The organism is Actinoplanes sp. HUAS TT8 (genome assembly GCF_051380535.1).
GTDB lineage: Bacteria > Actinomycetota > Actinomycetes > Mycobacteriales > Micromonosporaceae > Actinoplanes.
The window spans coordinates 10,301,816-10,315,428 of sequence record NZ_CP195646.1; the positions used below are offsets into that span (position 1 = coordinate 10,301,816).

The following is a 13,613-nucleotide window of genomic DNA, read 5'->3' on the forward strand; positions in this document are numbered from 1 at the left end:
GGGCGCCGTTCGCGTGTGCGTCCGTTTTTTCATGTCCAGCCCGGGAGAGACCGATGAGCAACGACCGTTTGAACATGCTTCTCGCCGAGTACGCGGACCTGGAGAAGCGGATGGAGGACCCGTCCATCCACTCCGACCAGGCGCTGGTCCGCCGGGTCGGCCGGCGTTTCGCCGAGCTGGCGCCGATCTATTCGGCCAACGCGGAGCTGGAGGCGGCCCGGGAGGACCTGGCCGCGGCCCGGGAACTGGCGGCCGAGGACTCGGCGTTCGCGTCCGAGGTCGAGGCGGTCGCCGCGACGATCCCGGTGCTGGAGGAGAAGCTCGGCGAGATGCTCATGCCGCGCGACCCGAGCGACGCCAAGGACGTGATCATCGAGATCAAGGCGGGCGAGGGCGGCCAGGAGTCGGCGCTGTTCGCCGGTGACCTGCTGCGCATGTACACCCGCTACGCGGAGCGGCACGGCTGGGTGGTCGAGGTGATCGACTCGCAGGAGTCGGACCTCGGCGGCGTCAAGGACATCTCGGTGGCGGTGAAGACGAAGGGCGTGCCCGAGGGCGGTCACGGCGTCTGGTCCCGGATGAAGTGGGAGGGCGGCGTGCACCGGGTGCAGCGTGTCCCGGTCACCGAGTCGCAGGGCCGGATCCACACCTCGGCGGCCGGCGTGCTGGTGCTGCCCGAGGCCGAGGACGTCGACGTCCAGATCGAGCCGGGTGACCTGCGGATCGACGTCTACCGTTCGTCCGGTCCGGGTGGGCAGTCGGTCAACACCACCGACTCGGCCGTGCGGATCACCCACCTGCCGACCGGGACGGTGGTGAGCTGCCAGAACGAGAAGAGCCAGCTGCAGAACAAGGAATCGGCGATGCGCATCCTGCGGTCCCGGCTGCTGGCCCAGGCCCAGGAGGCGGCGGACGCGGCGGCCGGTGACGCCCGCAAGGCGCAGGTGCGCACGGTGGACCGCTCCGAGCGCGTACGGACCTACAACTTCCCGCAGAACCGGATCACCGACCACCGGATCGGCTACACCGCGTACAACCTGGATCTGGTGCTCGGCGGCGAGCTCGACGGGGTACTGGACGCGCTGGCCGCGGCCGACCGCGAGGCCCGTCTGGCCGGTGACTCCGAGGTCATCCGACGTCAGTGACGCCGAGCCGGCCGGAGCTGGTGCAGATCAGCCGTTGCCCGTGGGCCTGGCAGGTGTCGGATCGTCCGGGGACCGCGCCGATCAGTTCGCTGCGGCCGGTCACCGGGTCCCAGCGGGAGATCGTCACCCGGTAGGGCGCGGTTCTGGTGTCGCCGAGCGCGAACAGGCGCCCGTCGTCCAGGGCGACGGCCTGGGTGCCGTGCGGCGCGGTACCGATCGTGCGGCCGGTGACCGCGTCGACCACCGAGCTCTCGGTGGCCATATCGCGGCTGCCGCCGAACAGCAGGCGGCCGTGGTCGAGTGGGGTGACGTTGCCGCTGGGGAGCTTCCATTTCCGTACGCCGGTGGCCGGGTCGACGCCATTGGTCAGGTGGATGTCGTTGACGCAGAGGACCGGCCCGCAGTCCTGGACGTAGACCTCGCCGGTGTCCTGGTAGCGCCACAGTTCGGTGAGGGTGTCGGTCCGGTACGCGATCACGGTGGTGTCGGGTGCGTCGGTCCGTACGTCGTAGAACTGGTCGCCCAGAACCTGCGGACCCCAGCCGAGCGTGCCGTCCGGCCGGCTGCCCTGGCGGCGGGCCAGCGTGACACCGTCCGACCAGCGCAGCGTGCTCAGCTCGCCGGTCTCGCTCTTGGCGACGATCCGCGCGGTCTCGGCCGGGCCCTCGGAGACGACCAGGTTGTCGGTGACGGCGATCGCGCGGTCCCAGATCGAGGTGCCGTCGGCGGCCCGGACCAGGTGCAGCCCGGTGACCCGGCCCTGGTCGTCGCGGTCACCGAGCAGGACCTGGTCGGCGGTGGCGGCCAGTTCGTTGCCGGAGCGCTGCCAGAGTGTCCGGCCGGTGTGGGCGTCCACGGCCCGGGTGTCGAGGCCGAAGACCATGTTGCCGTCGGGGAGCACGACCTGACGGACGGTTGCCGGGGCGTAGAGCTGCTGACTGTCCGGGTCCGGGTTGAGCCACTGGGTGATCTGGTCGTCGTGCCCGGTCCACAACACGCGGCCGGTGACCACGTCGTACGCGGCGATGTCGGGGGTGGTGCCGGGTGTGCCGCTGCTGACCAGCACGATGTCACCGAACACGTACGGCCAGGTCTCCAGGCCGATCTCGGCCGACCAGCTCTCGGTCACCGACGGCGGGGACGGCTGCCCGGAGCCGGTGAGGGCGAGCGCGCAGATCACCGCGAGGGCGGCCGCGATCGGTCGGACGAACCCGAAGCGGTGGCGCGAGGACGCCGGCACGAGCGGCTCCTCGGCGAATTCCGGCGCGCTGACGTCGCCCAGCTCGATGATGGCCATGGTGCCGCCGATCCTAGGACGCCGCGTCACCCCAGCGCAGTCACCACGAGCGCGTCCGGGCGACGGCAGAGCAGGAACCGGCCGCCACCCGAGCAGGGGCCGGTGGCCGGGGAGGCGATCGTGCCGATCGGGATGATCCGCCCGGCGGCCGAGTCGATCCGGCTGACCACGCTGCGGTCCGGGTCGGTGGTGCTGGCCCGGATCAGGGTGTCCGTCCCGTCGGAGCCGCCGGTGGGCGTCGGCCACCCCGGGGCGGGCCGGCCGAGCACCTGGCCGGTCGCCGCGTCCATCAGGGCGTGCTCGGGCGACTCGGACGTGCTGTACGCCAGCAGCCGGCCCGATCCGGCCACGTCGACACCGGCCCACCCGGTCCTGGACCAGCGGGTCGTGCCGGTGGCCGCGTCCAGGCCGGACAGTTCGGCGCCGCTGGACAGGCAGATGACCGGGCCGCACCCGGTCACGTCGGCGCCCCGGAGGGTCCGCCGGCTCCAGAGCGTGCTCAGGTCGTCCAGCCGGTACGCCGTGATCGTCGCGCCGCGCGGGTCGGCCCGGGTCACGAAGAGCCGGTCGTCGTCGAGCAGGGTGGCGCTGTTCTGCCAGTCGTCGCCGGTCTCGATGGGGCGGGTGGCGATCGGCGTGCCGTCGTCGTAGCGGTACGTCGCGATCTCGCCGATGGCCGTGGCCACGATCTGCCCCGGCCCGGGTCGCAGATCGAGCGCGCGGGTCAGCGGCCGGGTCCAGCGGACGACGCCGTCGCGGGCGCCGACCATCCGCATCGTGTGCAGTTCGCCGTGCGCGTCCCGGTCGGCCAGCAGCACCGCGTCGGGGGTGGTCCGGAACACCTCGCCGGGTGAGCGCCAGCGGTCGGCGCCGGTGGCCGCGTCCAGGGCGATCAGCTCGGTCGGGAAGGCCATCGCGGCCGACGGGTAGCCGGGGGCGGTGACGAACTCGGGCGGGCCGCCCAGCAGCACCATGCCGTCGGTGACCTGCATCGTGGTCAGGTCGCCGTAGCGCAGGGGCGAGGCCCGGCGCCAGCGGACAGCGCCGGTGGCCAGGTCGTACGCGGTCATTCCGGTCCGGCGGACGACGTAGACGGCGTCGGCGCCGATCGCGAAACCGTCCTGCTCGGTCGCGCCGGTCGTCCACAGCTGCCGGACCAGCGGCGGCGGGGGAGCGGCGGACGCGCCCAGCGCGAGCGCGCAGAGCAGCGCCACGACCAGCGGCCATCCACGGAAACGCGCCGCCGGCCGGGACGACGGTGGCGGCGGGTCGGCGGTCGGCGAACTGAGATCCCCGAGCTCGATCACGGACATGCGGGTCCCGTCCGGCGGATCCGGTTCGGGATGATCCACCAGGCCGACCCTACGTCGGTTTCCGGCTCGCCGCCGCCGAGGCCAGGGCGGCGCTGAGCCCCCGGCCGTTGGTGCCCACCTCGGACCAGCCGGCGGCCAGCCCGATCGGCGTGCCCGGGACCAGGACCTGCCAGTTCTCCGAGGAGGCGGCCGAGCTGATCCGGCGGGACACCTCGGCCGCGTGGTGCGGGCCGGCGCCCGGCAGGACCAGGACGAACTCGTCGCCGGCGAACCGGGCCACGAAGTCGCCGCGGCGCATCACCCGGGCCAGCACGCCGGCGATCCGCTGCAGGACCAGGTCGCCGCAGTGCCGGCCGTGGCGCATGTTGACCGTGGTGAAGCCGACGATGTCGCAGACCCCGACCGCGGCCCGCTCGCCCCGGGCCAGCAGCGCGTCCACGTAGTGCTCCAGCTGGCGGCGGTTGGGCAGCCCGGTGAGCGGGTCGGTGAGCGTCTCGTCGCCGTAGCGGTGCGGGTCGCGCTGGGTCTCCTGGGCGTCCAGACGGGCGGCGACACCGTCCAGGTAGCCGTCGCGGAGCTGGTCTATGCGCTGGGCGGCGAGGCGGAACGCGTACCGGTCGGCGGCGTGCGCGGCGGCGTGATCACCGGCGCTGGCGTGGCAGATGCTGCGTAACCGGGCCGGTTCCGGGGCGCCGAGCACCTCGGCCGAGACCGGGATCGCCTCCAGCATGGTCAGCGCCCGTTCGGGTTTGCCGGCCGCGATGGTCAGGCACACCGAGCCGAGATGCCGCAGGTCCCGGGTGCGGGCGCTGTCCCCGCCGCCGGTCAGCCACTTGGCCGCGCCGTCCTCGGTCGGCTCGCCCAGGGCGGCCCGGCGGGCCAGCGCGTAGCCGTACACCGCGCGGCTGCCCGGGCGCAGCTGGTCGGTCGCCACGTACCGGGAGCGCTCGGCGTCGATGTCGCGCAGCACCCGCAGGCAGCCGTCGGTGTCGCCCCAGTGGTCCAGGGAGACCGCGTTGCGCAGCCGGATGCCGGGGGCGGCGAACACCTCCGGGCTCAGGCCGGCGCTCGCGCCGACCTCCCGGGCCTGCTCGATCGCGGTCAGCGCCTGGCCGTGGAAACCCAGGTAGGAGTAGGCCATGGCCAGGTCGTGCCAGCCCCAGGCGGTCTCCATGTCACGCTCGGGCACCGCGGCCAGCGCCCGGGACGCCTGGACCAGGTGGGTGACACCCCGGTCCAGATTGCTCTGCAGGTGGGCGCCGAGGGCGGCGAAGGCGTGCATCTGCCCGCGCAGGTAGGGGTCGGGCACCTCGCGGACGGCCTCGGCGGCGACGGCCATCGCGGTGGCCAGCTCGGCGACCCGGCCGAGGTTGATCAGAGCGCCGAAGCGCTGTATCAGCGCGTAGGCCCGGGTGGTGGGATCGGCGCTGGTGTCCAGCACGGCGTCCAGGATCGGCAGGGCCTGCGCGGAGCGGCCGTTCTGCTGGAGCTCACCGGCCCGGCGCAGGTCATCGACATGTTCCGCGAGCTGGTCCAACCAACCCACCAGGCGCCTCCCACGGCCTCGGCGCGGCGCTGGGCGACCCGGCCGATCCTCAGCGTGCGCGACGTCTCATGATTATGCCGTGACGCCGTCTGATGAACACCCCCGCCGGACCCGGCTGGCACCCGAGTTGGCATCGGCGACGGCCGAACTCTCGGCGTCCGGTGTGTCCTCCCCGCGCGTCGACGCCGAACTGCTCGCCGCCCACGTGCTGGATGTGCCGCGCGGGCGGCTCATATTGATCGACGCGATCCTGGAGGACGAGGCCGCGCGGCTGCGGGAAATCGTCGCGAAGCGGGCCGGCCGGATTCCGTTGCAATATCTGATCGGTACGGCCGCGTTCCGCCATGTGGACCTCGCGGTCGGCGACGGCGTGTTCGTCCCGCGCCCGGAGACCGAGTTGCTGGCCGGCTGGGGGATCGAGCGGACCGGGCCGGGCGCGACGGTGGTCGACCTGTGCAGCGGCAGCGGGGCGATCGCGGTGTCGCTGGCCGACGAGTCGAAGGCCGGCCGGGTGATCGCCGTCGAGCGCTCACCGGAGGCGCTGCCGTGGCTGCGGCGCAACGCCTCGGGCTATTCGCAGATCGAGGTCGTCGAGGGCGACGTGACCGATCCTGACCTGCTGTCCGATCTGCAGGGTCGGGTGGATGTGCTGCTCTGCAACCCGCCCTACGTGCCCGAGGGGACTCCGGTGCCGCCCGAGGTGTCCGATCACGACCCGGCCGAGGCGGTGTTCGGCGGGGCCGACGGGCTGAGCGTGATCCGGCCGGTGGTCGCGCTTGCCGCCGTACTTCTCGCATCGGGTGGATGGGTCGGCATCGAACACGACGACGTGCACGGGACGGCCGTCCCCGCGTTGCTCCGCGAGGACGGCCGGTTCACCGAGGTGACGGCCCACGACGATCTCACCGGCCGCCCGCGATACGCGACCGCCCGTCGCGCGTAACGGCATGGCAGACTGCACGTCGTGATGCTCTACGACTGCGCTGCCATCGCCGATCGTGATCGCGGTATTGCCGCGGCCGTCGAGGCGGCCAAGAGCGGTGAGCTCGTTGTCATGCCCACCGACACGGTGTACGGGGTCGGCGCCGACGCGTTCACCGCGCACGCGATCACCCAGTTGCACCACGCCCGCGGGTCGGACCGCCGAGTGCCGCCCCCGGTGCTGGTCGGCTCCCGCCACACGCTCGACGGGCTGGTCTACTCCCTGCCCCGGGCCGCGCGGGACCTGGCCGACGCGTTCTGGCCGGGCGCGCTGACCATCATCGTGGAGCACTCGCCGAGCCTGCAGTGGGATCTGGGCGAGACCGGCGGCGTGATCGCGGTGCGGATGCCGTTGCACCCGGTCGCCCTCGAAGTGCTGCGCGAGGTCGGCCCGATGGCCGTGACCACGGCCAACAAGGTCGGCTCGCCCTCCCCGCTGACCGCCGAGGAAGCCCGCGACCAGCTGGAGTATTCGGTGCGCGTCTACCTGGAGGCCGGCCCGGCGGTCGACCCCTGGCCGAGCACGGTGGTCGACGTGACCGGCGACGTGCCGCGGGTGCTGCGGGTCGGCTCGATCCCGGTGGAGAAGCTGCGCGACGTGGTTCCCGAGATCATCGAGGGCGAGGCCTGAGGTGGCGCCGTTCACCGTCCTGCACGTCTGTATGGGCAACATCTGCCGCTCCCCGATGGCCGAGCGCCTGCTCGACCGGGCCGTCCGGGACCGCGCCGGCAGCGACGAGCAGCTCCTGCGCAGCGTCAGCGCCGGCACCGGCGGCTGGCACGAGGGCGAGGAGATGAACCCGCCGGCCGCCCGCCAGGTCCGGGCCCGGCGCGGCTCGGCCGACGGCTTCGCGGCCCGCAAGCTGCGCGGCGACTTCATCGACGAGGCCGACCTGATCCTGACCGCCACCGCGGATCAGTACGACTACGTGGTCGCCCTGCGCCCGGAGGCGGCCGACCACACGTTCGTCCTCGGTGAGTTCGGCCGGCTGCTCAACGGCATCGACAAGGGCGCCCTGCCGCCGGCCGAGGCCAAGCCGGACGCGGTGCGCCAGCGCGGCGCGGCCATCGTCGAGGCCGTGCACCGGCTCCGCGGCAGCGAGACACCCCTGCTCACCGATGACCTGGACGACCCGTGGGGCCGCGGCGACCAGACGTTCCAGCGGGTCGGCGACGAGATCGAGGACACCACGGTCCCGTTCGCCACGTTGTTGCTTCCGTGACCTCTTTCTCCACGATCGCCCAGCCGGACGCCGAAGGGCTGCGCCGGGCCGTCGAGATCCTGCGCGCCGACTCGGTCGTCGCCTTCCCCACCGAAACCGTGTACGGGCTGGGCGCCAACGCGTTCGCCGAACAGGCCGTCGCCGAGATCTACCGCCTGAAGAACCGCCCGTCCTGGAACCCGCTGATCGTGCACGTCGCCACGGTCGCCGCCGCCCGGGACCTGGCCGCCGCATGGCCCGAAGTCGCCGACCGGCTGGCCGCGGCGTTCTGGCCGGGCCCGCTCACCCTCGTCGTGCGCCGGGCCGCGCACCTGGCCGGGGTCGGCGCCGACAACGACACCATCGCGATCCGCATCCCCGCCCACGACGTGGCGTTGGCCCTGCTCGAAGCGTCCGGACTCCCGCTCGCCGCGCCCAGCGCCAACCGCTCCGAGTCGATCTCGCCGACCACCGCCGAACACGTCGTGCGCAGCCTGCCCGACGTGCCCCTGGTCCTCGACGGCGGCCCCTGCTCGTGGGGCATCGAATCCACCGTCCTCGACCTGACCACACCGGTGCCCACCCTGCTGCGCCCCGGCGCGCTGCCGCTGCGCACCCTGCGCGACGTGACCGGGTCGATCGCGCTGCGCGAGATCGAGACCAGCGACGGCACGGCCCGGTCGTCACCCGGCATGAGCCGGCGACACTATGCGCCGCGGGCGAAAACCCTGCTCATGCGGGACTTGCGCGAGGCCGATCGGTCCGGCCTGCCGGCGCCTTCGGCGATTCTGACGTACGAGGGAGCACCGCCCCCGCCGTACGGCGAAATGGTCGAAGTTCTTTCCGCCGACCCCCGTGAGTATGCGGCCGATCTGTACGCGGCCCTGCACCGCCTCGACGACGCGGGCGCCGCCAGCATCCTGATCCAGGAACCGCCGCGGGCGGAGGACTGGCTGGCGGTCCGCGACCGCCTATCACGCGCCGCGGCGTGAGCCGGAGTTATCCACACTACGGCTCTGTCCACAGCCCCCCGAACGATCTTGCGATCCCGAACTAAACTTCGCCTCGTGGAGGTGGCCCCCCAGTGGTGCGGTGGGTTCTATTCCGCGGTGGGTTGTATTCCGCGGTGGGGGTCCTACTCCTCGGCACCACGGGCGATGTTGCGGGCCATGCCGCTGAACACGATCCCGTGGAAGGGCCAGACGGACGCCCAGTACAGGTGCCCGGCCAGCCCCCGAGGCAGGAACACGGCCCGCTGCCGATAAACCGAACCCCCATCACCGTCCGGTTCCGCACACATCTCCAGCCACGCCCGCCCGGGCACCCGCATCTCGGCCCGCAGCCGCAGCAGTGACCCGGGCACGATTTCTTCGACGCGCCACCAGTCCAGGGCCTCGCCGACCCGCAGCCGATGTTTGTCGCGTCGTCCTCGGCGCAGCCCGACGCCGCCGACCAGGCGGTCGAGCCAGCCGCGGACCGACCACGCGAGCGGGAACGAGTACCACCCGTTGTCGCCGCCGACGCCTTCGATGACCCGCCACAGCCGGTCGGCCGGGGCGTGCACCGGCCGTTTGCGTTCGTCGGTGTAGACGCTGCCGCCGGACCAGGCCGGGTCGCTGGGCAGGGGCTCGGCCGCGGCGTCCCGGCCGGATGCGCTGGACCAGCGGGTTTCCACGTTGGCGTCGCGGATGCGGCCGAGGGCCAGGCGCACCGATTCGTCGAAGCCGAGCGGTTCGACGCCGGGCAGGAGGCCGGCCAGGTCGTTCTCGCGGGCCACGGCTTCGTGGACGAGGCTGGCGACGAGCGGGCGGGCGATGGCGTTGGGCACCGGGGTGACCAGGCCGACCCAGTGCGCGGAGAGCCACGGGCTGAGCACCCGGGTCGGCACGATGATGCGGCGGGGGAGTCCGGCGACCCGGGCGTAGCGGCGCATCATCTCGGCGTAGGTGAGCACGTCGGCGCCGCCGATGTCGAAGCCGCGGTGGATCTCCGGGGGCAGTCCGGCCGCGCCGATCAGGTAGTGGAGCACGTCGCGGACGGCGATCGGTTGGATCCGGTTGTCGACCCAGCGCGGGCACACCATGGCCGGCAGCCGTTCAGTGAGGTAGCGGAGCATCTCGAACGACGCCGAGCCGGAACCGATGATCACCGGGGCGCGCAGCACTGCGGTCGGCACGCCACTGGCCAGCAGGATCCGGGCGACCTCGGCGCGGGAGCGCAGGTGCGGGGAGGGCCGGTCGCCGGGCGGGGGTTCGGGTCCGCCCAGGTAGATGATGCGATGTACGCCGGCTGCCCGCGCCGCCGCGGCGAAGTTGGCGGCGGCTTCCCGGTCGCGGCGCTCGAAGTCGGGCTGCCCGAGCGAGTGCATCAGGAAGTAGGCGACCTCGACGTCGGCGAAGGCGGCGGGCAGGGTGGCCGGGTCGGCCAGGTCGGCTTCGACGATCTCGACCTGGCCGGCCCAGGGGACGTCGCGCAGGCGGGCCGCGCTGCGCGACAGGCAACGCACCTGGTGACCGGATTCGACCAGTCTGGGGGCCAGTCGTCCCCCGATGTATCCGGTAGCTCCCGTGACAAGACAGCGCATGCCGAGCCCTTCGAAGAAAACCCGATAAACCGTTAAGTAGAGACTGTGCCCCGATTGGAGGTGATTCAGCCATATGCTCGATCAGGCCGCGTTCACCGAGCTCGGGGAGGCCCAGGTGAGCACCTTCTGGGGACCGGACTTCGCCGCGCTTGAGCGCGACGACCCGGAGATCGCCGACGTGCTCCTCGACGAGCTGGACCGGCAGCGGGACACGCTCAATCTGATCGCCGGGGAGAGCTTCACCTCGCCGGCCGTGCTGGCCGCACTCGGGTCGACCCTCGCCAACAAGTATGCCGAGGGTTACCCGGGCAACCGCTACTACGGCGGCTGCGCCCAGGCCGACCGGGCCGAGACGCTGGCCGTCGAGCGGGCCAAGGCGCTGTTCGGGGCCGAGCACGCGAACGTGCAGCCGCACTCCGGGGCGTCGGCCAACCTGGCCGCCTACGCGGCTCTGGCCGAGCCCGGCGACGCGGTGCTGGCCATGGGCCTGCCGCACGGCGGGCACCTGACGCACGGGAGCCGGGCCAACTTCTCGGGGAAGTGGTTCCACCCGATCTCGTACCGGGTGGATCCGGTCTCGGAATTGATCGACTACGACGAGGTACGGGATCTCGCGCTCGCGCACCGTCCGAAACTGATTATCTGCGGGGCGACCTCGTACCCCCGCCGGATCGACTTCGCCCGGTTCCGGGAGATCGCCGACGAGGTGGGCGCCTACCTGATGGTCGATGCCGCGCACTTCATCGGGCTGGTCGCGGGACGGGCCATCCCGTCGCCGGTGCCCTGGGCCGACGTGGTCACCTGCACCACCCACAAGGCGTTGCGCGGCCCTCGCGGCGGCATGATCCTTTGCCGTACGGACCTGGCCCGGCGCGTGGACAAGGCGGTCTTCCCGTTCGCCCAGGGCGGTCCGATGATGCACGCGGTCGCAGCCAAGGCGGTGGCCCTCCGCGAGGCGGGGACGGCCGCCTTCCAGGGGTACGCTTCGCAGACCGTGCGCAACGCACAGGCGCTCGCCTCCTGGCTGACCGCCGAGGGGATGCGCCCGGTGACCGGTGGCACCGACACCCATCTCGCCGTGCTCGATCTGCGCGAGCTGGGCGTCAGCGGCCGGGAGGCGGAGGCACGCTGTGCCGCCGCCGGGATCGCCCTCAACAAGAACGCTATTCCGTACGACCCGGAGAGACCTGCCGTGGCGTCCGGGATCCGGGTCGGCGCGCCGAGTGTCACCTCGCAGGGACTGCGGGAGACCGAGATGCGCCGGGTCGCGGAGCTGATCGGCGTGGCGGTGCGGTGCGATCCGGAGACGGCCGACGGGGTGTCCCGGCTGGCCGCTGTCGGCGAGGAGGTGACCGGCCTGGTGCGGCGCTTCCCGTTCTACGTTGACCAGGAGGTCATGGCATGAGCGACTGCACCGCGGCGAAGCAAGGGCCAGGAGGGCTTGCCCGATGAAGCCCGGCGTGACTGGTGCCCCGCAGGAGGCGACTCCCGGCGCGTTCGGGGAGATCCCCGGCGTACCGGAGAAGGATTTTGATCCTCCGCTGCCCGATCTGCCGCCTTTGCCGAAGGACCCGCGCTGGAAGGTCGAGCACCTCGGCTTCATGACCGCGGTCTCGACGGCGCTGCTGCTCTGCGCCGCGTCGGCCGGTTTCCTGCTCAGCGGCCCGACCGCCGCCCTCGCGGCGGCCGCCGGCGTCCTGATCGTGCTGGTCAGTCACACCCTCACCACGCTGGTCGTGGCCTGGGCTGACACGGTGCGCCCGGCCCTGGTGATGCCGTTGGGAATGTTGACGTATGTCGTCAAATATTCTTTGCTCGGGATTATCCTGGCGGTTGGCGTCTCGTCCGATTGGTCGGGTAAGAAGGCGCTCGGCCTCGGTGTTGTCGCCGGGGTCGTGGTGTGGACCGGTGTGCAGGCCTGGTGGGTGACGCGCCGGACACTCCGGAAGTGATCTGAAGCACCGGCATCTCCCCTGCTCAGCGGAGGTTTGACTGCTCAACTGCCACGATCCGGTGATGTGTCCGCTCGTGCCTTGTTCCGTTTTGGCGGGACAGGAGTACCGTGTGCTTCCAGTTGCGAGACCCCTGACGCCTGGACAACTGCGGTTGTGCGGGGGGTCCCGCTCATCCTTGTATTTCCGGCTGATATCGTTCGGGCCGTCATGACCGGCCAAGAACCCCCCCACGACAACCGCGGTGACGAAGGCCCTCCCCCGCCCGACACAGGTGCGGGCATGACGGCGGTCACCTACCTCATCGCGGGCATGTTGGTGTGGGGCGGGATCGGTTGGCTGGTCGACCACTACGTCGGAACCCCGGGCATCTTCACCGGCATCGGCTCGGTGCTCGGTATCGGCCTAGGTGTGTACCTCATCGTGCGCCGTCTCGGCGCCTGACAGGAAAGGGCCCTGGTGATCGCTCAGTCGGTGGTCCTCGCGGCGGAATTCCCGCCCAGCGTCGAGGACTTCTACCTGCCCAGCATCCTGCCGTGGGGCGCCCACGACAATTACTGGTTCACCAAGATCACGTTCCTGGTGTGGGTAGCGGTCGCGGCGATTATCATCTTCTTCCTGGTCGCGTACCGGAAGCCCGAGCTCGTCCCGACCAAGCGTCAGTGGATCGCCGAGAGCATCTACGGCTTCGTGCGGAACAACATCGCGGTCGAGATGATCGGCCCGAAGGGTGTGGCCTTCGCGCCGTACCTGACGACGTTGTTCATGTTCGTCATCCTGAACAACTTCTGGGGCATCGTGCCGTTCGTGCAGCTCTCGCCGAACTCGCACATCGCCTTCCCGGCGGTTCTCGCCGTCATCAGTTACGTGATGTTCATCTACGTCGGCATCCGTAAGCACGGCTTCTTCAAGTACTTCAAGACTGCTCTGATCCCGCCGGCGCCGGCCTTCATCCTGCCGCTGCTGATCCCGATCGAGTTCTTCTCGAACTTCCTGGTCCGGCCGTTCTCGCTGGCCGTCCGTCTCTTCGCCAACATGTTCGCCGGCCACATTCTGCTGCTGGTGTTCACGCTGGGTGGATTCGCGATGATCAGCGCGACGCCGCTGCTCGCCCCGGTGTCGCTGCTGTCCTGGGCGCTGAGCATTGCCCTGACCTTCCTCGAGTTCCTGGTCATCTGTCTCCAGGCCTACGTCTTCACGGTGCTGACGGCGAGCTACGTCCAGGGCGCGCTCGCCGACGAGCACTGATTTTGCTCCACCTGTTTCGAGTCACACCCCGTTTGTCGTCCCGCGTGGCAGTCACGCGAGATACCAGGAGGAACTGAGAAATGCCACTCGCCGAAGTTGTTGGTAGCACCGCCGCCATCGGTTACGGCCTCGCCGCGATCGGCCCCGGCATCGGTGTTGGTCTGGTCTTCTCTGCTTACATCCAGTCCACCGCTCGTCAGCCGGAGTCGTCCCGCCTGACCCTGCCGTACGTCTGGATCGGCTTCGCCGTCGTCGAGGCGCTCGCGCTGCTGGGTATCGCGTTCGGTTTCGTCTGGGCCGGCCAGGTCTGATCTTCAACCTCGACAGGAGGTTCCCGTGATCAAC

Annotated in this window: 14 protein-coding genes; 10 read left to right on the forward strand and 4 right to left on the reverse strand. The window is 71.3% G+C overall.

The window, feature by feature from the left end; genetic code table 11:
• Positions 1-53 precede the first annotated feature (53 nt).
• A complete protein-coding gene (prfA, locus tag ACSHV8_RS46075; protein WP_436526825.1) occupies positions 54-1,145 on the forward strand; it encodes a peptide chain release factor 1 in 1,092 nt (363 codons plus the stop codon).
• On the opposite strand, the gene ACSHV8_RS46080 is transcribed toward prfA, so the two are convergent.
• From ACSHV8_RS46080 to ACSHV8_RS46090, 3 genes are read right to left on the reverse strand one after another with little or no spacing between them, the layout of a single operon-like run.
• Positions 1,129-2,442, reverse strand: a complete 1,314-nt coding sequence (locus ACSHV8_RS46080) for a hypothetical protein (RefSeq protein ID WP_436526826.1) — start codon at positions 2,440-2,442, stop codon at positions 1,129-1,131. The genes prfA and ACSHV8_RS46080 overlap by 17 nt on opposite strands.
• 26 nt (positions 2,443-2,468) lie before the next feature.
• Entirely contained in the window at positions 2,469-3,794 is a 1,326-nt protein-coding gene (locus tag ACSHV8_RS46085) for an outer membrane protein assembly factor BamB family protein (RefSeq protein WP_436526827.1), read from the reverse strand.
• 10 nt (positions 3,795-3,804) lie between these two features.
• Complete coding sequence (locus ACSHV8_RS46090; RefSeq protein WP_436526828.1) at positions 3,805-5,301, reverse strand: diguanylate cyclase domain-containing protein; 1,497 nt, start codon at positions 5,299-5,301, stop codon at positions 3,805-3,807.
• 79 nt (positions 5,302-5,380) lie between these two features.
• Here ACSHV8_RS46090 and prmC point away from each other — a divergent pair, with 79 nt between their 5' ends.
• The 4 genes from prmC to ACSHV8_RS46110 are packed head-to-tail and all read left to right on the forward strand — an operon-like array spanning position 5,381 to position 8,476.
• Positions 5,381-6,244 carry a peptide chain release factor N(5)-glutamine methyltransferase gene (gene prmC / locus ACSHV8_RS46095; RefSeq protein WP_436526829.1) on the forward strand — a complete coding sequence of 288 codons (864 nt, stop codon included), beginning with the start codon at positions 5,381-5,383 and terminating at the stop codon, positions 6,242-6,244.
• A 24-nt stretch (positions 6,245-6,268) separates the two neighbouring features.
• Entirely contained in the window at positions 6,269-6,913 is a 645-nt protein-coding gene (locus tag ACSHV8_RS46100) for an L-threonylcarbamoyladenylate synthase (protein WP_436537262.1), read from the forward strand.
• A gap of 1 nt (position 6,914) precedes the next feature.
• On the forward strand, positions 6,915-7,505 hold the full coding sequence (locus ACSHV8_RS46105; RefSeq protein WP_436526830.1) for a phosphotyrosine protein phosphatase: 591 nt from the start codon (positions 6,915-6,917) through the stop codon (positions 7,503-7,505).
• Positions 7,502-8,476 carry an L-threonylcarbamoyladenylate synthase gene (locus ACSHV8_RS46110; protein WP_436526831.1) on the forward strand — a complete coding sequence of 325 codons (975 nt, stop codon included), beginning with the start codon at positions 7,502-7,504 and terminating at the stop codon, positions 8,474-8,476. Before ACSHV8_RS46105 ends, ACSHV8_RS46110 begins: the two co-directional genes overlap by 4 nt.
• 143 nt (positions 8,477-8,619) lie before the next feature.
• Here the strand turns inward: ACSHV8_RS46110 and ACSHV8_RS46115 are convergent, their stop codons facing one another.
• The gene (locus ACSHV8_RS46115) at positions 8,620-10,068 is read right to left on the reverse strand and encodes an SDR family oxidoreductase (RefSeq protein ID WP_436526832.1); all 1,449 of its coding nucleotides are present in this window, start codon (positions 10,066-10,068) and stop codon (positions 8,620-8,622) included.
• 73 nt (positions 10,069-10,141) lie between these two features.
• Between ACSHV8_RS46115 and glyA the strand changes: the two genes are divergently transcribed.
• From glyA to ACSHV8_RS46140, 5 genes are all read left to right on the forward strand, one after another.
• Positions 10,142-11,473, forward strand: a complete 1,332-nt coding sequence (gene glyA / locus ACSHV8_RS46120) for a serine hydroxymethyltransferase (protein WP_436526833.1) — start codon at positions 10,142-10,144, stop codon at positions 11,471-11,473.
• Between the two features lie 55 nt (positions 11,474-11,528).
• Positions 11,529-12,020 (forward strand): hypothetical protein, encoded by a 492-nt coding sequence (locus tag ACSHV8_RS46125; RefSeq protein WP_436526834.1) that lies wholly within the window; start codon positions 11,529-11,531, stop codon positions 12,018-12,020.
• A gap of 282 nt (positions 12,021-12,302) precedes the next feature.
• Entirely contained in the window at positions 12,303-12,464 is a 162-nt protein-coding gene (locus tag ACSHV8_RS46130; RefSeq protein WP_239175333.1) for an AtpZ/AtpI family protein, read from the forward strand.
• A 12-nt stretch (positions 12,465-12,476) separates the two neighbouring features.
• The gene (atpB, locus tag ACSHV8_RS46135) at positions 12,477-13,268 is read left to right on the forward strand and encodes a F0F1 ATP synthase subunit A (protein ID WP_436537264.1); all 792 of its coding nucleotides are present in this window, start codon (positions 12,477-12,479) and stop codon (positions 13,266-13,268) included.
• Positions 13,269-13,348: 80 nt separating this feature from the next.
• Positions 13,349-13,579, forward strand: coding sequence for a F0F1 ATP synthase subunit C (locus ACSHV8_RS46140; RefSeq protein ID WP_436526835.1), 231 nt, complete (start codon positions 13,349-13,351; stop codon positions 13,577-13,579).
• Positions 13,580-13,613: the final 34 nt, after the last annotated feature.

What these genes read in the sequence shown, in the direction of transcription:
- prfA (WP_436526825.1), top strand. Translation starts at nt 54, where the DNA reads ATGAGCAACGACCGTTTGAACATGCTTCTCGCCGAGTACGCGGACCTG.
- ACSHV8_RS46080 (WP_436526826.1), bottom strand. Translation starts at nt 2,442, where the DNA reads ATGGCCATCATCGAGCTGGGCGACGTCAGCGCGCCGGAATTCGCCGAG.
- ACSHV8_RS46100 (WP_436537262.1), top strand. Translation starts at nt 6,269, where the DNA reads ATGCTCTACGACTGCGCTGCCATCGCCGATCGTGATCGCGGTATTGCC.
- ACSHV8_RS46115 (WP_436526832.1), bottom strand. Translation starts at nt 10,068, where the DNA reads ATGCGCTGTCTTGTCACGGGAGCTACCGGATACATCGGGGGACGACTG.
- glyA (WP_436526833.1), top strand. Translation starts at nt 10,142, where the DNA reads ATGCTCGATCAGGCCGCGTTCACCGAGCTCGGGGAGGCCCAGGTGAGC.
- ACSHV8_RS46130 (WP_239175333.1), top strand. Translation starts at nt 12,303, where the DNA reads ATGACGGCGGTCACCTACCTCATCGCGGGCATGTTGGTGTGGGGCGGG.
- ACSHV8_RS46140 (WP_436526835.1), top strand. Translation starts at nt 13,349, where the DNA reads ATGCCACTCGCCGAAGTTGTTGGTAGCACCGCCGCCATCGGTTACGGC.